The sequence below is a fragment of the Chryseobacterium rhizosphaerae genome, from assembly GCF_003385455.1.
GTDB lineage: Bacteria > Bacteroidota > Bacteroidia > Flavobacteriales > Weeksellaceae > Chryseobacterium > Chryseobacterium rhizosphaerae.
The window spans coordinates 183,237-204,897 of the sequence record NZ_QNUF01000007.1 but is presented as its reverse complement, the minus strand read 5'-3'; the positions used below and the strand labels follow the sequence as shown (position 1 = coordinate 204,897).

The window sequence follows — 21,661 nt, the reverse complement described above, 5'->3', positions numbered from 1 at the left end:
TAAATATTTTGTATTAATATATTCTTTACCTTTTATTTTACTGATAGGATTAAGATATTGGAAATTTACTTCGTATGAAGAAATTAAAGAGAAAGTAAAAGATTTTAGTAAAACAACAAAAATAATAGCTGACATTCTAGTAATTAGTTATACCATCATTTCATTTTTTGGATTACTCATCTTAAGTCTTTATGTAGGCTCATTAAAAAATACATTTTAATTATTACTAAGTTATAATTAGGGCATTGGATTTCAGTGCTCTAATTATTTATCCCAAAAAATAAAAATTATAACATGGTTAAAGGTAGAAGAACAAAAAAATATAACACAGCCATGAGCTATTAAAAATTACAGAAAGTGGTCAGTAGAAATGTAGGAGTTAAAATACCGGGAGCCATAGCATTTTGCTTGGCTGTCTTGGGATATTTCTTTTATAAAGATAATTTAAGGAAGGAATCTAAAAGTATGGAGGAAAAAAATGTAACGATATCTTTTTCGGGTAAAATTGATAGCATGTATAGAGATTATTCTAATCACGGAGTGACTGTTTTAATATTAAATAATAAAAAGAGATTAGAATTTAATATGTATGAATACAGTCGTTTTCAAAAAAACGATAGCATAGTCAAATGTAAGGATGAAGACAGGATTCATGTTTATAGAAATGGTACAATAAAATCTTATAAATATTAAGTTCGAAATAAGAACTACTGCAAATACGATATAGCTATTCTACAAGAAAAAATAATCATAACAAAAGCCAACTTTCATAAGTTGGCTTTTGCTTTTATATTCAAAAGTATGATTACATTTTACCTGTCAATCAATATATTTTTGACTAGGGTCTGATCACCTACTTTTAAAATGCCGATATACATTCCTTTTTGAAGAGTGGAGACATCGATTTTGGTTTCGTTATTTGTTTTAAGTAATGATCTTCCTACCAGATTGGTCATTTCAAAGCTGAAATTAGTGGTTGGAGAAGGAAGCTCAACGTGTAAAATATCGTTAGCCGGGTTAGGGTAGATCTTTACATCTTCCAGAGTGTTGGTCGGAGTTTGCTTATTGGCTGAAGATACTGAGGCTGTTGCAAAATGTTGTAAAGCACCTACGGCAGCTTTTCCAATATTATAAACATAAACAGGGTCTACATTAGCAAAGGTGTCTTTATTGGTATGTGGATAAGGGCTTTCAATTCTTTCATAAAAACCTGTGATTACTTCGCCTTTTTTTTCAAATGGGATATAATCAGTTCTTTCGGCAGGATCTACGGCTGTCTGAAGAGGCGAGTAGAGTGTTGTACAATTTCTGAGTTGTTGGGTTACTGCGGCAGAAGCGGCATTATTGCTGGACACTCCTCCCTGATCTTCGTCGCAATACACCGTATTGTTATTATTCCCTTTTACGCCACCTACCTGGTCAAGGTTAAAGACAAGTTTGATATCCAATTTGCGGACACCTCCCTGGTATACAACATTATTCACATAATGGCTGCTGCCTACCAAACCTTGTTCTTCCCCTGAAAAGTGAATAAATTTAATAGAGTATTCTGTAGGAACATCTTTCAATATTCTGGCAGCTTCCAGGATAATGGAAGTACCACTGCCGTTATCATTAACCCCCGGACCATTAATGGTATCGTAATGTCCGCAGATAATAACATATTTGTTAGGGTAAAGAGTTCCTGTCTTGGTAATGATCAGGTTCTTTGAACTCGATGATCCATACGTAAAGGAACTTTCCACAATTTGACTGGCAGAATATCCGTAAGAGGTATATTTATTTTTAATCCAGGTCAGCGTGTTGTTGTTTGCCTGTGAGCCGGTGGTCTTTATTCCTAAATTACCGAATTCCTGAAGATTGGCGGTAATATTGGCTTGGGTAACCATATCAGCTCTGTTTTTATAAGCCTGAATAAAAGATTGAGCTCCGATACTCTGTATGACCAATGAAGTCAATAAAAATGTTGTGATTTTTTTCATATTATATATAATGGTTTGTAAATACGAATGTAGTAAATAAATCACAATGATGTGTTTAATAATTTAAAAATATAATAAATTTTATACAATTTTGTTATGCGGAACTTATCATGTCTCTGCCGGTATTTTGTGAGATTTGTTGTTAAATTTGACAATACGATCAATACAAAGCCCTTTGAAACAGTTCAAAGGGCTTTGTATGCTAAAAGCTGGTATTTTGAATGAAATTTATCTCATAATCATAACTTTTCTTACCACAGTTTGATCAGCGGTTTTTAAAATTCCAAGATAAGCGCCATTTTCCAGGTTGGAAACATTAATTTTTGTTTCGTTAGTCGTTTTTAGAATTGAACGTCCCGGAAAGTCAGTGATTTCAAAGCTGAAATTTTTTATCTTAGAATCAGGAAGCTCAATATTGATGATATCTTTTACAGGATTGGGATATATTTTTACAGCTTCCAGTGGATTTTTTGAAACATTTTCCTGAGTTCCCAACAGAGTACTGGCAACAGCAAAATGCTGTAATGCTCCCACGGCAGCTTTTCCGATATTGTAAATATAAACAGGATCTGTATTGTTAAATGTATCGCTGGAAGTATGGGGATAACTACTTCTTATTCTTTCAAAAAAACCGGTAATGGTATATCCTTTTTGCTCAAAGGGGATATAATCTGTAGCTTCAGCAGGATCTACAGCGGTTTGAAGTGGAGAATAAAGAGTAGTACAGTTTCTGAGTTCCTGAGTGACTACAGCAGATGCCGCATTATTGGCAGGGTCACCCCCTTGATCCTCATCACAATAAACAATGTTGTTATTATTTCCCATCACGCCACCTACCTGATCCAGATTAAAGACTACTTTAATATCCAGCATACGAACACCTCCCTGATAAGCTATGTTATTTGCGTAATGGTGACTTCCTATTAGGTTTTGCTCCTCTCCTGAAAAATGAATGAATTTGATAGAATAGTCTGTAGGAACATCTTTCAATATTCTGGCAGCTTCCAGGATAATGGAAGTACCACTGCCATTATCATTGACCCCTGGTCCATTGATTGTATCAAAATGTCCGCAGATAATTACGTATTTATTTGGATAAACGGTTCCGGTTTTGGTAATCACTAAGTTTTTTGATCCTGTGCTGCCATAGCTGAAAGGATCTTCTGCTATCTGACCGGCAGTATAGCCAAAAGAGGTATACTTACTTTTTAACCAGTTCAGAGCATTTGTATTAGCTGTTGAACCTGTCGTTTTTATCCCATAACTGGCGAAATTCTGAAGATTATTAATGATGTTGGTTTGAGAAACAGCATCAGCACGGTCTTTATATGACTGAATAAAGCTTTGTGCTTCAGTATGTTGAACAATGATAGAAGTAAATAAAAAAATAGCGATTTTTTTCATTTTTTGATATATTATATAGGTAAGAAGTACACAATGAAAATGTATTTTTTCAAGATGTATGACGGTTGATAGGACTTATTTTTCAATAATTATTTTTCTGGTCAGATTACCTGCACTTGTTTTTATGGTAATGGTATAAACACCATTTTGAAGCGCTGAAGTATTTATTCTATTTTGATTTTCAGAACTCAAAACCAGATGTCCGGCCATATCATTGATTTCAATGCTAAACTGTTTACTCTTTTCTGTTTCTACTGTAATCATATCCTTGGCAGGATTTGGATATATTCTGATATTTTGTAACGGATCCTTAGCAGGCGTTTCATTCACCTGTAAGTTATTGTTATTGCTGGTACTGGCAACAGCGAAATGCTGCAATGCGCCTACAGCAGCTTTCCCCACATTGAAAACATACACAGGATCTATATTGGTCAGATTATCATCCGTACTATGTTCATTCTCACTTTTGATATACTCATAAAATCCGGTAATAGTATATCCTTTCTCTTCAAAAGGAATATAGTCAGAGCTATAAGCATAAGAAATAGAAGTCTGGAGAGGAGAATAGAGTCCGGTACATACCGCCAGTTCCTGTGTCGCAGTATTAGAAGCTGCATTATTACTGGATATTCCACCTGTATCTCTTTCGCAGGTAATCTTGTTATTTAAATTTCCTATCTGACCTCCTACCTGGTCAATATTAAAAACCAGTTTTATATCCAGTTTTCGGGTATTTCCCTGGTAAGCTACATTATTTACATAATGGTTACTTCCTATCAGTCCCTGTTCTTCACCGGAAAAATGAACAAATTTGATAGAATATTCTGTAGGAATATCTTTTAATATTCTGGCTGCTTCTAAAAGAATGGAAGTCCCGCTGCCATTATCACTGACACCCGGTCCTACAATGGTATCATAATGCCCGCAGATAATAATGTATTTATCCGGATACAGCGTACCCGTTTTGGTGATCACCAGGTTTTTAGAATTTGTACTTCCAAAGCTGAAAGGATCTTCAACCATCTGGCTTGAGGAATATCCATAAGAAAGATATTTGTTTTTAAGCCAGTTTAAAGCGTCGGTATTAGCGGTTGAACCTGTGGTTTTTACTCCAAGATTGGAAAACTCCTGAAGGTTGTTACTGATATTGGCCTGGGTAACCATGTCGGCTCTGTCTTTATAAGCCTGGATAAGATTTTGAGCAGCAATATTTTGTAACGCTACAGATGTAAATAAAAAAACGGCAATTTTTTTCATTTCTTCAATCAAATTATTTTTTGATTGCTAATATACTAATTAATTATCATTTGGTATTATTGATCCGTATTGTTTATTCTATTTTAATTGGTTATTCGTTATCGATATAGGAATATATGGTAGATGAGTGTAATTAAAATCATACAAAGAGTGGAAGGACTATAGGACAGCAAACAAAAAAAAATCCCGGGAAAACCCGGGACTTATATTGATAACAAAAATAGTATTCTACATTATTTTACTTGATCTACAACAGCTTTGAAAGCTTCAGGGTGATTCATTGCTAAATCTGCTAAAACTTTTCTGTTAAGCTCAATGTTGTTCTTTTTAAGAGCTCCCATAAATTGAGAGTAAGACATTCCGTGCTCTCTAGTTCCCGCGTTGATACGAGTGATCCAAAGTGCTCTGAAATTTCTCTTTTTCTCTTTTCTACCACGGTAAGCATATTGCATTGCTTTTTCTACCGCGTTTTTAGCTACAGTCCAAACGTTCTTTCTTCTACCGAAAAAACCTTTAGCTTGCTTAAAAATTTTCTTTCTGCGAGCTCTTGAAGCTACCGCATTTACTGATCTTGGCATAATTTAAATTGTTTTTTTGAAAAGGGCGGCAACATATGTTGCTCTTGTTAGCACCGTTCCAGGGTTAAAATGATGAATTTGTTTGAATTCTTATAAACCGAATATAGATTTATAAAAACTACTTAATTGCTAATTGACGTTGAACGCTTTTTTCGTCCACTTTAGCTACGTAAGAAGTGCTAGTAAGATTTCTCTTCTGCTTAGTTTCTTTCTTAGTTAAGATGTGGCTTTTGTAAGCGTTTTTTCTTTTGATCTTACCAGAACCGGTAAGAGCAAAACGTTTCTTAGCACCTGATTTCGTTTTTAATTTTGGCATTGTCTTGCTTTTTTATTGTTTTTGTTATCAATATCTGTTTTGGATACTCCTAAGGACATTAGGAATAATAGTGTGCAAAGATACAAAAAAAATCAATTCGAACTTTTATAATCTGTGATTTTATCGTAGTAAATAAGAAGACCGCCCTTACTGGAACGGTCTTTTTATGATATGTTCTGTCGGAAATCTACATTTTTCATAGTTTCTCCCCAACATTATTAGCTCAAATTATGACTGAAAAAACGCTAATAAGTCTTTATTAATAGTTTCAGCTTCTGTGGTAGGCATCCCATGGGGAAAACCTGGATAAGAAATTAATTTTCCGTTTTTAAGCAGGGTAGCAGCTACTTTCCCCGTAGTTTCAAATGGTACAATCTGATCATCTTCACCATGCATTACCAAAACAGGAACGTCCACACTTTTAAGATCTTCGGTGAAATCAGTTTCAGAGAATGCTTTAACACAATCGTAATGGGCTTTGATAGAACCATTCATTCCTTGACGCCACCAGTTTCTCTGAATCCCTTCAGAAATCTTAGCTCCTTCCCTGTTATATCCATAGAAAGGGAAAGTAAGATCAATAAAAAACTGCTGTCTGTGTTTAGCCGTATTATTTCGGATATCATCAAAAACTGAAATAGGAACTCCATTGGGATTATTCTCATTCTGAACCATGATAGGAGTTACTGCACTTACTAAAACGGCTTTTGAAACCCTTCCGTTACCATGCTTTGCTACATATCGGATCACTTCACCTCCTCCTGTAGAATGCCCCACATGGATGACGTCTTTTAAATCCAAAGCGGCAACAATTTCTGCCACATCAGAAGCATAGGTGTCCATATCATGTCCATAAGGGGTTTGTTCAGATCTTCCATGACCCCTTCTGTCGTGGGCAATCACCCTATATCCTTGTTCTAAAAAGAAAAACATTTGTGCATCCCAATCATCACTGGAAAGTGGCCATCCATGATGAAAAAATACAGGCTGTCCTTTCCCCCAATCTTTGTAGTAAATTTCTGTTCCGTCTTTTAATGTAAGTGTATTCATTGTTTGTTTTTTTATGATTAATAAATTAATAATGTATTTTATTTTTTACATTCACAAATTTATACGGAAAATATTCACAATACATTGATCTAGGATAATATATTGATAAAAATGCAAAGCAATGGAATCCATCATTAAAATATAGCTGATAATCGGGATTGTTTTATTCTTCACTTCTCTTTAATATTGATTCATTAAGAAGAATTGAATTTTGAAGTATGAAAATAATAGCATTCAGTATATTTTGTATGTTGACTTCAGTGACAGCGTGCACACAGGAAAGGAAAGATAACTCTCCATGGATTCCTTCAAAACCCAAGGCAACACATGCCATTCCGTTTTTAACCGGGCAGAATGATTTTGTCTATGTAGATAAAACAAGCTTAAAACCTGTTACGAATCAAAAATTTCGAAGTGCATCAGTTTTTACCGCTACAGGTTTTGCCGTTGTTGGAAATGGAAAAAATGAATATGCAGTCATCGATGGAAATGGAAAAACTGTTTTGGATTTTTCAACCAGCGAAATCAATTTAAATGTAGTAAATGGACTTACCTTTTATAAAAGAGATATTGAATATGAAAAGAAAATGCCTGTCTGGAAATGGGACTGGAATATCATGGGAAGTGGCATTAAAAAAGAACAGACTTATCATAAAATAGAGATTGGAATTTTAGAAAGTAAACAAGTCTTACTTCATGAAGACATTCCCTACTTAGAGGATAATTATTATCTCGATTGTATTGCTGTAGATGAAAGCCACCTATTTTGGAATGGAACTCTTTATGAAATCAAAAAAAATGGTTTAAGTAAAATCGAAAATAATATTGCTGAGTTGTTAGAGAACAAACGATTTCTCAAATCTTCAAATGTCAATTTTTCAATGTATGAACTGGGGCAGAAAAAAGCTATTCACAGCGGATTGAAAGGTACTGAAACTCTTTCACTTCAATTTGGGAGGGAAACTATACTACTGAAAGATATTAATAAAGAACGTTATGAGCCGGAAATCCCAAAGCTTTTACTAGATAGTAAGACCAATGATGTTTACCCTTTTCCACAATACGAAAAAGTGTTTCCTAAAGAAATTATAAAAGCAACAGCTTCGCAGATTGATTTCATCAAAAAAACTTCTTTGGTGTATTCTATAACCAATTCACCTTATTTTCTGTTGGGTGTTTTTAATTATGATCACGATATTTGGGCGTATGACTGGCTGTATATTGATACCAAAGGAAATGTGACAGATTCCATTGATACATACAGCTTTAAAGTTCTGGATCAGGTTGGAAATATGGTTTGGCCCGATAGAAAAATGATCTTACCCACCCAGTTCATTGACAAAAACTGGAAATTTGGAAAGATAAATTCTTATCAAGGCATGAATGATACATACTTTATCCGAATAGAAGATGAAAAAAAATTGAGAACCATGGGACTGTGGAATAGCAAAACAAAGATTTGGGAGATAAAACCTGAATACCATGACATCTCAGTCTTGGATGCGGAAAAACAGATGTATGCGCTGCAAAAAGAGGAAGACGGTCTGTACATACTTTATGATCAGAAGAATAAAAAGAATATCGGATCAAAAGGGTACAGGTCTATTAATTCGGATGGGCTGGTAACTGTTCAACTTAATTCAAGGGAAAATATATATTATTATATTGATATTTATTCCGGAAAAGAATACAAAGAGAATTAAATAATACATTGAAAAACTATGACTTTTAGAAAGCTATTACCTGTTGCTGCTTGTATTGTGAGTGTACTATCATTTGCTCAAATGAGGACAGGAGTATATTTTTCTTCAGATAAAAAATACAAGGAGATTATGGAAGAGGTTGGAAATCCATTATCAGGAAATCCGGTAATGATTGTACAATCATTTGTCCCTAATCATGGAAGTTATATTTGGTTTTTGAACGAAAGCAAAGCTAAAAATCCTACTTATTTGGGTGAAAATCCAAAAGATTTGCACTCAGGTATTTTTCTGGAGGACCATGGTGGATTACTTCCAAAAATAACCTTTAAAGATTTTGCAGCAGGATTGGCGCAGCCTCGGTACATGATTAACTTCTGTGAAATTGGAGATGCAGACAAAGATGGTTTTCCTGAGTTTTATCTTACTTATTTTGAAGAATCAGACGGATTGGATGCCAAACCATTGAAAGTGATTGTATATACAAGTTTAGGTGAGAAGACATTTTCGAAATCAAAAATTACCGGCTGGATTCCATTTCAGGAAGAAGATCAGTATCAGGAAGTAAAGGATGAGAATTTCAGATTATTGCCTAAAGAAATAAGACTGAAAGCGGAAAAACTGTTGAAAGATGCCAAAAAAGAAATAAACCAGAGCTTTTAAAAAACCACCATTATCAGGGATATTTATGTCCGCCTCCTTTAATTATCTTTATTTAAAAATAAAGCGGTGAAAAACCTCATGATTTTAACTTCATTTTTAGTGATATCTGGTTGTAAAACAAATGCTCAAAAATTAAAAATTTCCAGTATTTATAGTGAGCCCAAACAGGTTACAAAAGAAATTCCTGAAACAGGTAAAACACATACATATACCACTCGAAAGGAAGTTACTGAACGCCTTGATCCCCTCATTTTTATGCTTTCCAAAAATGCCGGAACACTTACATTTTGTATACAGGGAAATATCAGTTCCAGTGGACATTCCATTCATAAGGTGAGAAAAATTCGTTTTGAAAGGGGAGCGCAAAGTGGGAATACTGTTACGCTGAAGTATTACGTGGAAATCAAAAAAGTTCTTGGTAAAGAAAATGCTGATGTGCTGGGATATAATTACACAAAAGATGAAACCTATAAAATACCTAATGATATTAAAATCATAAGAATAGAATTATATGAAGAACGGATCAATGATACATCAGCGACAAAACCAAAGCTTCTTGCCCAACAGAGCTTTAATTTCTTTCCCAAAATTTAAATACTTGAAAATGATAATATGGGCTTTGGAGAAAACTGAATAAGCAATGATAAACTAAGCTACAATGAAAAATACTTTTGTTTTCTCATTTTTGAGCATCATTTTGGTAATGACCTTAAGTTGCAAAGATTCTGAAAGAAAAAAAACAAATTTCCCGAATTATTTGAAAAATACGGAGTGGATTGTGAATGAAGGAGGACTTATTATTCCGGATGGTGGAAAAATCTATTATATGTCTCCAAGAGATACTGCATTGATCTTCAACTTTCACGCGGTAAAATTTTTGGATGAAGAAAAATTCAAAAGCTATGATGCATGGCAATGTGGAAACGATTGCTTCACAGAGATACATGGCAGATATTATTTTACGGAAGCTAACCAGATAAAAATGGAAGTCGATAGCATTAGAAAATCTGAATTTTGTGACGTGCCTACACAAACATTCAAACCATCCAAAGTCATGTCTTTTAACCTTGCAAAAGAAGGAGAACAGCTAAAACTTATAAGAAAATAAAATGATAGATTTAATAAGAAGAAGTTTCAAATGTCAAATTTCAGTATGATATGGAAGATAGGCGAAAAGGATTTTACCACAATTAAGTTCACATAAGATGAAAATCTTTGATTTTCAACAAAACTTTAGGGTACTTCTTATACACAAAGTATATAACTTAAATAGCTTAAGTGTTTAAAAATCTTTTGTGACTTTTGTGGTAACATTTAAACAGACTTAAGAAAATAATATGACAGATTTAATAAAGATTTTCCCGGAATATGAAGACGTATTTTATGATGATATCGAAAATCATAAAAAATATTTTCTTCCCATTTGTTCAATTAATTTAAAAATTATTAATCCCTCAGAAGATCAATGGCTTCATATTGTTTCTGTAAAGGAAATTTACGATGGCTGTGTTGGGGAAAATAAACCGGAATATCATACAGAATATACCAAAGCAGATATGTTTGGTTTTGATGTAATGGAAGGCAAATACAAATTTGATGCAGACTGGAACTATTTTTCAGCCCATACCGAGATCTCTCCGGAAGATTATGGGAACAGTTATTCCGATTTAGAAATTGAATACAATATGAATGAAGCCATGTATCAATTGAAAAAAGAATATTACCAAAAACACAATAAGCTTTATGATAAAGACAGTTATCGGCCAGGTTTAATGGTAGATGATATCCGTCGTTTAGAACGTTTGCGTAAGCTTACGGTTGAAGATCTGGAGAAAGATGATTACTCAGAATATGCAGAGGAACGTTTGCAAAAGAAAGTGTATGAGGTTTTTGATGAGCTGAATACCGCCTCTCTTCCTGTAGAAGAAACTCACTTTGGTGCAGATAACCTGATTGAGAAACCTTATAAAAATGATGATACATTGATGGATTATATCGGATGTATGGAAGGCTATGATTTCCAGAATTCAGCAGCAGATCTGTTATATTTATTTTATGACAAAGAGCTTAAAAAAGCCGTCATTTGTTTAGAATACACTTAATCTGACAGAAAATTCAACTTTGTGAAATATAGTAAGAGAAACAGTAAATGGAAAATAAAGAAATCTGGATAGAAGGAGATATACTTTTTTATAAAGATCATGGTAATGTTGAGAATGCAAACATTCAGTCATTAAAATATGCTTACGCACAGATTTTAGGAAATGTGCCTTTTTTGTTTGTTTTTGCAGATCATCAACACTATATATCTACTGAATTACAGGGGTTTGGAGAAGTGTATCACAAACTGTCGGATAGATTTCGTTTTGATGACGAAACTTTTTTTGCCGTATGTAAAGCTAGAAAAGAAGATGAGAAAGTGAAAATTTGGGCAAAAAAAATGCCTCAGAATTACCAGATCCTGGACGAGTATCTGAATGATGGTGATTTTGGCTACGAGGTATATACAGAGCCTAAACAGATGATATCCTGGGACACTACTTACGAGCAATTGGAAGCATTGGGTTGTATAGAAGCTTATTTTACCGATTTTGGCGCTCAATATTTAAGATTCAAATATCCGGTCAGAATAGAAGGTATCCTTATTGATCAATTGGAGGTGTATGCAGACAACGTCAGTACTAATCGTCCTGTACAGGAGTTTTTTGTAGATCTGTATGATGAAACCAATACCGATAAAAGCTACAAAAAACTACGCGAACTCTGGATTGATGACGATGTTGATATTAATCAATACGGTTATGAAAGAGATGACCAGTGTTATCTGCAATTTGCTTTGGCCAATGGTATAAATGCTTCTATTTGTTATACCTATGATGAAGAGTATGCTTATGACGATGGAAGTACATCGCTTCATTTCTATAACAAGCGTGAATACAAGTCTTTTTTAGAAAATAAAGAATATGAAGAAGTGATGGAAATATCCGGATTACTATCATTCCCCAATAAATTAGATATAAATGTTAAATATATTGATCATGATGGAGTAAAGCATATTCCACTAAAAGTAAAAGAATTATTGAAAGAGAAAAGTGGTATCTGGCTCGACAGTGTTAATCATAAAATTGGATTTGCAGGAACAGATACAGCATTGATTTTAGACCTTGAAAAAATTACATATTTTACACTTCAGAATGTTCTTCCCGCAAAAGGATCCGGATATGCCGATTTTATGGTTCATCTTACAACCGAAGATTATCTGTATGTTTTTATAGAAGACACTTATTTCTTCGACCAGTTTGCTGGGCAATTGGAGCAAATGACAAAAAAATCAGTTGAAATTCCTGAAGCGTATTATAACTGTTAAAACCACACATAGTATATCTATATGGCACACCGTATTTATCTATACAATTACGATCAGAAAACAAATCAATCGTTCGATACCTATTTAGGCGAGTGGAACTATGAAATTCCATTATTGCTGTACCCACTTATTGCAGAAGACATCAAAGTGGAAGGCGTTGAGTTTTTCTCTAACAAAGAACAGGGAATTATTCGCCTGCGCTACTTCTTCAATTTACTGGCTGATACCTACCAATTGCACTACAAAAAAGCTTACTACGAACCTGTCAATACAATGTTTGAGTTCCTGGAAGCATTACCGTATGATTCCTTCGTACTGGATGCAACGGATGTGTTTAATATGAACGAAGAAAAGCATAAAGTACAGGCTAAGGAATGGCTGGTAGAGATTCAGCAGAAAAATAAACTGTATAAAAAAGCAGTAGAAACTCAGAATCTTTCATTATTAGACTCTTTGTTTTCACCATACGGTTACTCGTCATTTCTCGATATTTTACAAACCGACTGGATCAATTACGGATTGGGCTATTTTGAGGAGCTTGCTTATAAGAAAGTAGCATCTTCTGTATTTGAAGAAAGTGGAAAATTTGGACTGAAGGACGCAAAAGGCGCTATTTTAGCTCCGGCCATATATGATGAAATTTTTGAAGCAGACTATAATTACGGCATATCAGTAATTCAAAAAGGTGAGCGGTTCGGTTACCTGCAGAGTGACGGAAAAGAATTGGTTCCTCCAATATATGAAGATGCTTTTGATGTGTTCGATTTTGCACAGGAACCTTTAGGAGAGGTCAAAGTGAACGGCAAATCAGGGATTTTAAAAGTTTATTCAAAAACCTGGTTGGTTCCTGCTGATTATGGCACAATCGAAAAACTGACCTATGGATTTTTAGGGGTAGAAAAAGATGGGAAATTCGGAGTTTATGACGATGAAAGCAGACTTCTTCTTCCCGTTGACAGTGAAACGCCTTATGAATATGATTACTTTCCGGAATTGTTTTTTACCAGACAAAAAGGAACCCGCAAGCGTAGATATTATACGAAAGAAGGAAATTATCTGGGTGATTTTGTAGAAGATAGTATCCTAAATGCCAGTACCTGTTTCTGGATCAAACCGAATAAATTTGACAAAAAAGGCAGACTGATAGATGAAAAGGGTAATCTTATAATCGATAAAGCTGATCAACTGATTTTAATAGATAATTTTGAAACACTGGCGGTTCGCAAAGACAAAAACTGGAAGATTTATAATACCTTAAAACATCAGTTTCTGTTAGAAAATGAACACATTACCAAAGTAAAAGCAGAATCGAGTATCGGATATAAAAACAATGTGTTTACCCTGGAAGTCCAAAACGGATTGGGACTTTTCGATGCAGACAATGAGAGTTGGTTAATTACTCCTCATTCTGAAATTAAAAAGATCCATTATTTGGAAAATGGGTTTTTATCGGTTCAAAAGAAAGAAGGGTATCAATTGTTTGATTTTGAAAATGCTTTGTCAGAAAAATTATATGATTATATTTCTAATCCTTTGAATTATAGAGCCGATGAAGGCTTGCTGTTTCTGTATCAGGGTGAACATATGTTGAGAATCAATGAAGACAGAAGCATTCAGGTGGTGGAGGTGGCTGAGTATGGATCTATTTATCTGGATCGGTATTCATTTCGGGGAAAAGACTTAGAATACTTTAATTCCTTTTATACTCGTTGGAAAGATAGTGCCGGCAGCAATTCCGAACAGTTCATGGATGTTGAAATCATTAAAAAAATGGCTTTTGACGCAAAGGAAAATCAAAATTATAAGGAGGCATTGCGCCTGTTTGAATTATCTGCTCAAAGAAACGACATCGATAGCTGGGTAGAAATGGGTATATTATTCACCGATCCTGAAATTGAAGTGTTGTTTGACCCACAGAAAGGGATTGACTGTTACGAGAAAGCAGCACAACAAAATCATCCCGTAGCCTGGAATAATATAGGCGCTTTGTATCACAATGGAATAGGGTATTCTTTGAATATCAAAAAAGCGATTCGGGCCTACGAGAAAAGTGCTGAGCTTGGTGACGGAATGGCGCTAGCCAACCTTGGGGATCTGTATTATTTCGGAGAGGATGTCATACAGGATTACGATAAAGCTTTGGATTTTTATCAAAAGGCTGAGAAAAAATACTACTATAATTACGATAAAATTTCAGAAATCTATTATCAGTTAAGAGATTATAAAAATCTTTTGGTGTATCTGAAGAAAGACTATGATCAGTCTTATTCAGGCATCTATTATGGCATTATCTACGAACATGGGATGGGTATACAATCAGATTTGAAAAAAGCCATTAAGTACTACGAGCAAGCTAATGCTTACAGCGCCTATGAATATGCCACGCAACGCCTGGTATACTTCTATGGAGAAGATCCGACATTTAAAAATGATAAGAAATTTCAGAAGTGGAAATCTTTCGCTGAACAGCATGGTTTCGAAATAGACTAGCTGGTATTTTGCCTATATTTACGTTCTTTACAATAATAAAATTTAATAGAGTTAAGGGTTTGATGTACAGGTTGTTATTTATATTTACTTTGTTTATTTGTTCTTTTTTTGCTCAGGCACAGGATGTTGTAAGCCAATTAGAGAGGGAATATAACAATGCTTCAAATAAAACAATAGAGCAGTTGGATCTGGCTCCCAAATACGCGAAAGCATTATTTTTACATAACTTAAAATCAAAATCTTACCAGGTTTTGGAAACCAGTATTTCCATTGCTAGAAAACAAGCTGATGGGAAATATGCCACCATCTTGTATGCTGTTCAAGCTATGAATTATCGACTTGATAACAAAGGAACTGAAGCTTTGAAAAGTCTTGACATGGCCAATGTGTATAGCTTAAAAACGAACAGTAACGAAGCTAAAGGTTATTTTCAATATGCAAAAGGGTGGATTCTGATACGTAATAATAAAACGACTGATGCGGTTGCCGCTTATCTGAAAGCTATTCAATACTACGAAAACTCACCAACGACTTCTACACTGTACGGAAGATTTGGTAATACAGCCAAAGAATTATCCACTATTTATTCCAACCTGAATGAATACCAGCTGGAAGAAAAATACAGTAAGCAGTTTTTGTTGCTGGCCTCCAAACAGCATGACCCCAACCTTATCTTCGATGCCTATATGCGGATGGGGTATGTATATGAACAAAAATACGGTCAAAATCCATCGGATGTAGGGTTGAGAAATAAAGCAGAACAGTATTATTTGCAGTCTATTGCGACTTTCAATAAGAATAAAGAGGCTATGCTCAACAAGACGAACCTTTCCTATGCAGCCATCAATTTAGCCAATCTGTATACTGGTTTTGATAAAGATAAGGCGATGAAATATGCTCAATTAGCCAATACCGTGAGCCTGGAAACCGGTGACGCCATTCATATAGCTTCCTCATTTGGTATTTTGGCAGAGTTAGCTGTACAGGATAAAGACTATGATTTAGCAAAATCTTACTTTCTGAAAGCTTCTATGGAAATCGGAAAAAGCCCAGTTAGAGATCATAATATAGAATTATCTATTCTTGAATCTTTATCCCAACTTAGCGAAGAGCAAGGCAATTACAAAGAAGCCCTTAATTATTATAAAAGTTATGTCAACAAATACAAAAGTATTTATGATCAGGAAAAACTGGATATTACCAAAAGGTTAGAATCTCAGTTCGACAAAGAACGGCAGGAACAGAAGTATATAAAATTACAGCTGGAAAGTGATAAAAAAGCACAGCAAATTAAGTTGATCAACATAGTGCGGGCACAACGTGAGCAGGTTTATAACAACTTAAAATTAGTGGAAGAAAATCAACGAGAGCGACTGAAGTTTTCAGAATTGGAATCGGAGAAAAAAGAACAGCAACTTCGGTTGGCAAAGTTAGAAACCGAACAGAAAAACAATGATATCAACAACTTTAAAAAGCTGTTGACGTTCAAAGAAAAGATCAATACCTATTACATTGTTTTTATTTTCATTTTTATCGTTTTGATCATCTTACTGCTGTATGCGTATAAACAACGTGCAAAATCAATGAAGCAAAGAGACGAATTGCATGCTTTAGCTATGGAGAAAGAGAAACAAAATTCAAAAATATCCACACTTACAGCGTTGTTGGAAGGGCAGGAACAGGAACGTGGCCGTTTAGCCCGTGATCTTCATGATGGATTGGGCGGCTTGCTTTCAGGAACCAAACTTCAGCTGTCTTCTTTAGACCCTCACAAATCCGAAAGTATAGAACATGAAATTTCAAAATCCATTACCCAGATTGATGGTGCTGTAGAGGAGCTGAGACGTGTAGCACATAATTTAATGCCCGATCTACTAATGAAATATGGGTTGGAAGTCGCCATTCAGGAGTTTGCTTCCCGCGTGTCCAATAGCACATTAGAGATCCACACAGAATTTATCAATTACACCAATTCCATATCAGAGGAAAAGCAACTGATCCTATACAGAATCATCCAGGAATTGGTGAACAATGCCATAAAACATGCTGATACTTCCGAAATTATTATTCAGATAAGTGAAGAAGAAAATGTATTGAATCTTACAGTTGAAGACAACGGCAAAGGTTTTGACCTTACAGGCTTAAACGTAAGAAAAACAGCAGGGTTTCACAATATAGAATCAAGAGTCCAGTTTTTAAAAGGAACGATGAATATCACCTCCGAACAAAATATTGGGACCAGTATAGAACTTCAAATTCCTATTCATTAGACATGATAAAAGTAGCCATAACAGATGATCATCCACTTCTATTAGAAGGGTTGAAAAATATTTTAGGAAACAGCGATACGATAGATGTTGTAGATTGTTTCAAAAGCGTTTCAGAAATGAATGCCGGCCTGGCAAAACAAGCTGTCGATATTTTGCTGCTGGACATCAATCTGGTAGATACCAACAGCATAGAACTTATACAACCTTTAAAGAAGAAGTACGAAAACCTTCAGATTATTATGCTTAGCGTTCACAATGAACTGCCCGTGATTAACAGTACCTTGTCCGAAGGTGCTTTGGGGTATATTCAAAAAAATGCTTCAGTTTCCGAAATTCTGGAAGGTATCAGTACCGTCTATTCCGGTGACCGATTCTTATGCTCACAAACCAGGTCTGTTTTGGAGAAGAAATCATCGGATGGCTTACACCAGGTTCCAAAATTAACGCGAAGAGAAAAAGAAATCTTAGCCGAAGCAGCGAAAGGACTTACCACCAATCAAATGGCGGAAAAGCTTTTTATCAGTCCACACACCGTAGAAAGTCACCGAAAAAATCTTATCGAAAAATTTCAAACGTCTAATCTTAGTTCAGCTATTAAACTAGCCATAGAATACGGATTGATTATCGAATAACATATCATCCAGCAAAAAGGTCTGCTTTTACAACGTAAGCAGACCTTTTTCTTTCCTGTTACATCATATTCTCATTGCTCCAGTACTGGCCGTATGAACAGTATTTTTATCATGTTCTAGTTGATTTTTTCTATAGGTGTCAGTAAGATTGAGGTACAGAGACAACCAGGAGTTGTAAATTGAAATATTCCGGTTTCTGAGCTGTCACTGTTTTCCATTCCATCATTTTTTTTGTAAGTTCGTTTCATCGGAAATACAAGGCATTTATAAAATAAAAATCAGATAGGGTTTGAGGTGAAACTAAATTTCGTTCAATTTGGTTAGTGCTTTTTACGCGGTGTCACATTTTATAAAAATGGCATGTATAACATTAGAAAACAAACATGAACATAAATTTACGAACAGAAAGATTACAGTTAAATCTTATCTCAGCAAATGATATTGAAAACATTTTCGAATTGCAATCCTTAGAAGAAACGGCCCGGTTTAATACTTCAGAAGTCCCAAAAAACATTCAGGAAACCGAAGAAAAGGTGAAAAAATGGATGATGGAAAACAATAAGGAAAAAGCCAAAAAATTGACATTCGCAGTTAATTTGATTAATGAAGATACATTTATTGGATTAATTGGAATTAATTTGGGAAAAGAACATTATAAAAACGCTGAAATCTGGTTTCAGCTCCATTATAAATTTTGGAATCAAGGATATGCAACAGAAAGTGTAAATAAAATACTGGATTTCGGTTTTGAAAATTTGAAACTTCACAGGATAGAAGCTGGCTGTGCAGTTGAGAATATTGGCTCCATAAGTGTTTTAGAAAAAGTCGGCATGCTAAGAGAAGCGCATACCCGAAAATTACTTCCTTTACAATCTGGGTGGTCAGATAATTATGGTTATGCTATTTTATCAACCGATAAAAGAAAATAAGAGAAGTACTTTCAGGTTGAAAAACTAACACGTTGGCTGTAGTAGGGTTGGAAAGGTCAAACAAAGTCACCGAAAAAATCTTATCAAAATTAATCTTAGTTCAGCTATTAAACTGGCCATAGAACACGGTTTGATCATCGAATAATGGGTAGCAAAGCTGCTGGCTAAACGTTCGCTTAAAAAGAATCAATTTTATTAATTCACTGCTTTGCTCCCTTAAAATAATACATTACTAAAAATAAAACCTTTGCGTCTATAAAATTCAGCGTAAATAATTTGCATTCAATTTTTGGAAACTGATTCATATTCATACCAGCAAAAAGGTCTGCTTACATCGTAAAAGCAGACCTTTTCTATATAAATTTAAAATTAGGTGTTCAATTATTAATCTTTGAATCTCAGCACAGCCTGGAACAGATTTTTCTTTCCTGTTAAATCATATTCGTCGTTATATACCGGCTCATACATGAATAGATAGACTCTTTCGTCAAAATCTTTTAAATTGACAGGCTGGGCCACCATGATGTCATAAAGCCTCGTAATAGTACGCGTAGCCGTCCATTGTTTTGAGTTTCCTTTAGGGGTTTTATCAAATCTGTGATCTTTTGCATCTGTATAATACCAATATGATGGTGCCTGATCCATTAAAAACAGTTCTTTGTCCTTGTTATACAGTTCCTCTGCCATACCTGTACTTTGAAACCAGGGAACTTCAGTATTGAAAAGTCCTAGAGCCCCTGCATAAATATCCTTATTGGTCGTTGCTCCCACTAAAAAACCTTCAAGATTGGAAGCCGTAAACTCAAATATAAAAGGTGACTTTTTCAGATCATAAACATCATTGACCGGTTCAATTACTTTTCCGTCCTGTTTAATAACTACTTTTAACGATTGTGCAAAAGCCATTAAGCTGAGTAAAGAAAAAAGAATGGTTAAACTTATTTTTTTCATTGTATATCTTTAAATAACTGCTGCAAAGATATTGTACTTTACCTCCATAAACACTGGCTGGTTTCAGGGGTTTTTATCTTACTTCTTTCCTAGTTGGGCCAATTGCTATAAGGGTTATAATACTTTTTTTTCATTCGAAACAGATCAGCCTTCAGCTTAATTTTTATGAAAGCCGCTTTTTGCTTTTTGCCATTTGATGAAGCTGAATTGGTAGGATAAACTTCGGCATAAAAGGTTTCATCATCCGCCCAAAAAGCTTTTGTGCCATCGGCTATTTTGAACTTAGTAAAATTGACATACAAAAGGTCTTCAAGATTATAGCTTTCTGCTACATATGTACTGATTGCAAAATCACTTCCCACATCATTGTTTGAAACAATATAGGAAATCCAGTTTTTCTTGGGAAGAATCTGTGGATAACCCGCTGTAAAGAGTTGAAAATTGGCTGTAGATTTTACATTATAAAAAGAATAATACGTATCTGAAGTCTCCATTGAGCTTTCTTTGAAAACCTGTAAATACAGGTAAGGGGATACTCCTATATATTCATAGGATAAGAGTCCGTCTTCTGTAGATACATTCTCATGTTCCGTAATCAGTTTTTTTTCTGTTGTGCTATTGATGTACAGCCATTTATTGCCTTCCAGGATCACATGTGGATCTTTTATTAAAGCTTCATCGATTCGTTTGTTAGAGGCTGTTTTAAATTCCTGTTCAGAGACTTCCGTTATGGTACCATACGTACTGAACGATTTATTTTTTAAGTCCTGAGACTTTTTAAATACACTGCTTCTGATCTCGTAAAGATCAACACCTTGTAAAGTCAAGTCAAATGCTGCCGTGAATTCTGATTTCAAAACAAAAGCTTCAATGCTGTTCGAAATATTATTATTAATGCTGTAATGAATAGAGTAGAAGTCATCAAACTCTTCAAATCCATAATAATTATCCAGTTTATTGTAAGCTATTTTCAAATGCCCTGCATCTTTATCTGGAGCTACAAAAAACCTTACAGAATCCAGCCTGGTAAATAATTGAAAGGGGACATCCTGTACATTATCTACCCCTTTTATCTTTTTGAAATCTGCAAATGTTATGTTTTTCTGTGTAACTCCCGTTTCCGCTTTGTGAGTTTCCGGCGTTTTATTTTGCTGATTACATCCCACAAAAACAGCGACCATAGATGATATAAAGAACTGATATGAGTTTTTCATTTTCTATATTTTTGGCCAAAGGTATCTGTATTCCCCATAGCGACCAACAAAACTGCTGAATATGGGGAATAAATGGCTGAAAACAGGGATATATTGAACAGCAAATTTTAGGCAATTTTGCATCAGATAAATAAAGTACTGTAAATTATTGTAATAAAGATGAAAAAGGTAATAACCAGTTGCTCAGTTGTAATAGTTTTGCTAGCCTCCTGTTCACCTGCCACAGAAAAAAAAGGAGATAAAGTAGTATCTACGGAGATAAAAAAAGATACTGTTCCTCCTTCCGGTCCGGTAAATGATAATATCTCAAAGCCCGATATATCAGGTGATCTTTCAGCGTTAGTTCCCATTGATGTATTGAATAGCAAAAGTACCGATGGGTATGAAAAATATGGTATAGAGTTCTCGGGTAACTGTTATTCATGCGATTTAGCAAGCTTATCTGTGACAAAAGATAAAATGGTATGGACCAATATCTGTGATGAAAATGATACTTTTAAAATTGATAAGTTCTCATTCTCTACCGAAGGAAGCAAAACCGTTTTAAAAACAGCTGAAAGAACTTATACTGTAACGCAAATAGATAAAGCACCCGTCTACGAATTGGTCGTAGAAGGTGAAAAGCTGGAATTACATAATAAAAGAGTATCCAGATATTTTACCACCAAAAAAGCGTTACCGCTTTTCAAAGAACACGACTGTGGTGATTTTGAAGGATAATACAACCGCATATATCTATTTTTGAAGATGAACAGTTGATCCTAACAGGAGAGTAGTATGGATCAACGGGTCAGTCTTAAAAGTTGAGGGAGGATCTTTAGGTATTCGAAAGAAACGTACATATAAAATGATCTGCTT

General features: G+C 34.7%; 21 protein-coding genes. 13 read left to right on the top strand and 8 right to left on the bottom strand.

Annotated features, from left to right (window positions below; genetic code table 11):
• On the top strand, positions 1-220 hold a 220-nt coding region (locus DRF57_RS23970), incomplete at its 5' end, for a hypothetical protein (RefSeq protein WP_206607186.1).
• A gap of 137 nt (positions 221-357) precedes the next feature.
• A complete protein-coding gene (locus tag DRF57_RS08755; protein WP_123863300.1) occupies positions 358-693 on the top strand; it encodes a hypothetical protein in 336 nt (111 codons plus the stop codon).
• Between the two features lie 119 nt (positions 694-812).
• Here the strand turns inward: DRF57_RS08755 and DRF57_RS08750 are convergent, their stop codons facing one another.
• From DRF57_RS08750 to DRF57_RS08725, 6 genes are all read right to left on the bottom strand, one after another.
• Positions 813-1,982 (bottom strand): M28 family peptidase, encoded by a 1,170-nt coding sequence (locus DRF57_RS08750; RefSeq protein WP_115918030.1) that lies wholly within the window; start codon positions 1,980-1,982, stop codon positions 813-815.
• 228 nt (positions 1,983-2,210) lie between these two features.
• Positions 2,211-3,386, bottom strand: a complete 1,176-nt coding sequence (locus tag DRF57_RS08745; RefSeq protein ID WP_115918028.1) for a M28 family peptidase — start codon at positions 3,384-3,386, stop codon at positions 2,211-2,213.
• A 75-nt stretch (positions 3,387-3,461) separates the two neighbouring features.
• The gene (locus DRF57_RS08740) at positions 3,462-4,643 is read right to left on the bottom strand and encodes a M28 family peptidase (RefSeq protein ID WP_115918025.1); all 1,182 of its coding nucleotides are present in this window, start codon (positions 4,641-4,643) and stop codon (positions 3,462-3,464) included.
• A 233-nt stretch (positions 4,644-4,876) separates the two neighbouring features.
• Positions 4,877-5,221, bottom strand: coding sequence for a 50S ribosomal protein L20 (rplT, locus tag DRF57_RS08735; RefSeq protein WP_034694451.1), 345 nt, complete (start codon positions 5,219-5,221; stop codon positions 4,877-4,879).
• 118 nt (positions 5,222-5,339) lie between these two features.
• Positions 5,340-5,537: a 50S ribosomal protein L35 gene (gene rpmI, locus DRF57_RS08730; protein WP_047492860.1), complete on the bottom strand. Its 198-nt coding sequence runs from the start codon at positions 5,535-5,537 to the stop codon at positions 5,340-5,342.
• 228 nt (positions 5,538-5,765) lie between these two features.
• Positions 5,766-6,587: an alpha/beta fold hydrolase gene (locus tag DRF57_RS08725; RefSeq protein ID WP_047492857.1), complete on the bottom strand. Its 822-nt coding sequence runs from the start codon at positions 6,585-6,587 to the stop codon at positions 5,766-5,768.
• A 218-nt stretch (positions 6,588-6,805) separates the two neighbouring features.
• On the opposite strand from DRF57_RS08725, the gene DRF57_RS08720 reads away from it, so the two are divergent.
• From DRF57_RS08720 to DRF57_RS08675, 10 genes are all read left to right on the top strand, one after another.
• A complete protein-coding gene (locus tag DRF57_RS08720) occupies positions 6,806-8,290 on the top strand; it encodes a hypothetical protein (protein ID WP_115917972.1) in 1,485 nt (494 codons plus the stop codon).
• An 18-nt stretch (positions 8,291-8,308) separates the two neighbouring features.
• Entirely contained in the window at positions 8,309-8,950 is a 642-nt protein-coding gene (locus DRF57_RS08715) for a hypothetical protein (RefSeq protein WP_115917970.1), read from the top strand.
• A 78-nt stretch (positions 8,951-9,028) separates the two neighbouring features.
• Positions 9,029-9,544, top strand: coding sequence for a hypothetical protein (locus DRF57_RS08710; RefSeq protein WP_115917968.1), 516 nt, complete (start codon positions 9,029-9,031; stop codon positions 9,542-9,544).
• Positions 9,545-9,608: 64 nt separating this feature from the next.
• Positions 9,609-10,058 carry a hypothetical protein gene (locus DRF57_RS08705; protein WP_115917966.1) on the top strand — a complete coding sequence of 150 codons (450 nt, stop codon included), beginning with the start codon at positions 9,609-9,611 and terminating at the stop codon, positions 10,056-10,058.
• Positions 10,059-10,287: 229 nt separating this feature from the next.
• The gene (locus DRF57_RS08700) at positions 10,288-11,052 is read left to right on the top strand and encodes a hypothetical protein (protein WP_115917964.1); all 765 of its coding nucleotides are present in this window, start codon (positions 10,288-10,290) and stop codon (positions 11,050-11,052) included.
• A gap of 47 nt (positions 11,053-11,099) precedes the next feature.
• Positions 11,100-12,317, top strand: coding sequence for a hypothetical protein (locus DRF57_RS08695; RefSeq protein ID WP_115917962.1), 1,218 nt, complete (start codon positions 11,100-11,102; stop codon positions 12,315-12,317).
• A gap of 21 nt (positions 12,318-12,338) precedes the next feature.
• Complete coding sequence (locus DRF57_RS08690; RefSeq protein ID WP_115917960.1) at positions 12,339-14,807, top strand: tetratricopeptide repeat protein; 2,469 nt, start codon at positions 12,339-12,341, stop codon at positions 14,805-14,807.
• Between the two features lie 62 nt (positions 14,808-14,869).
• Positions 14,870-17,077: a tetratricopeptide repeat-containing sensor histidine kinase gene (locus DRF57_RS08685; RefSeq protein WP_115917958.1), complete on the top strand. Its 2,208-nt coding sequence runs from the start codon at positions 14,870-14,872 to the stop codon at positions 17,075-17,077.
• A gap of 2 nt (positions 17,078-17,079) precedes the next feature.
• Positions 17,080-17,709: a response regulator transcription factor gene (locus tag DRF57_RS08680; RefSeq protein ID WP_047492832.1), complete on the top strand. Its 630-nt coding sequence runs from the start codon at positions 17,080-17,082 to the stop codon at positions 17,707-17,709.
• Between the two features lie 383 nt (positions 17,710-18,092).
• Positions 18,093-18,638: a GNAT family N-acetyltransferase gene (locus DRF57_RS08675; RefSeq protein WP_047492829.1), complete on the top strand. Its 546-nt coding sequence runs from the start codon at positions 18,093-18,095 to the stop codon at positions 18,636-18,638.
• Between the two features lie 384 nt (positions 18,639-19,022).
• Here the strand turns inward: DRF57_RS08675 and DRF57_RS08665 are convergent, their stop codons facing one another.
• Together DRF57_RS08665 and DRF57_RS08660 are read right to left on the bottom strand one after the other, a co-directional pair.
• Positions 19,023-19,589, bottom strand: coding sequence for a hypothetical protein (locus DRF57_RS08665; protein ID WP_047492588.1), 567 nt, complete (start codon positions 19,587-19,589; stop codon positions 19,023-19,025).
• An 89-nt stretch (positions 19,590-19,678) separates the two neighbouring features.
• On the bottom strand, positions 19,679-20,803 hold the full coding sequence (locus DRF57_RS08660; RefSeq protein WP_115917956.1) for a resolvase: 1,125 nt from the start codon (positions 20,801-20,803) through the stop codon (positions 19,679-19,681).
• A 159-nt stretch (positions 20,804-20,962) separates the two neighbouring features.
• Here DRF57_RS08660 and DRF57_RS08655 point away from each other — a divergent pair, with 159 nt between their 5' ends.
• Positions 20,963-21,523, top strand: coding sequence for a hypothetical protein (locus DRF57_RS08655; RefSeq protein WP_115917954.1), 561 nt, complete (start codon positions 20,963-20,965; stop codon positions 21,521-21,523).
• The last annotated feature ends 138 nt before the right edge of the window (positions 21,524-21,661 follow it).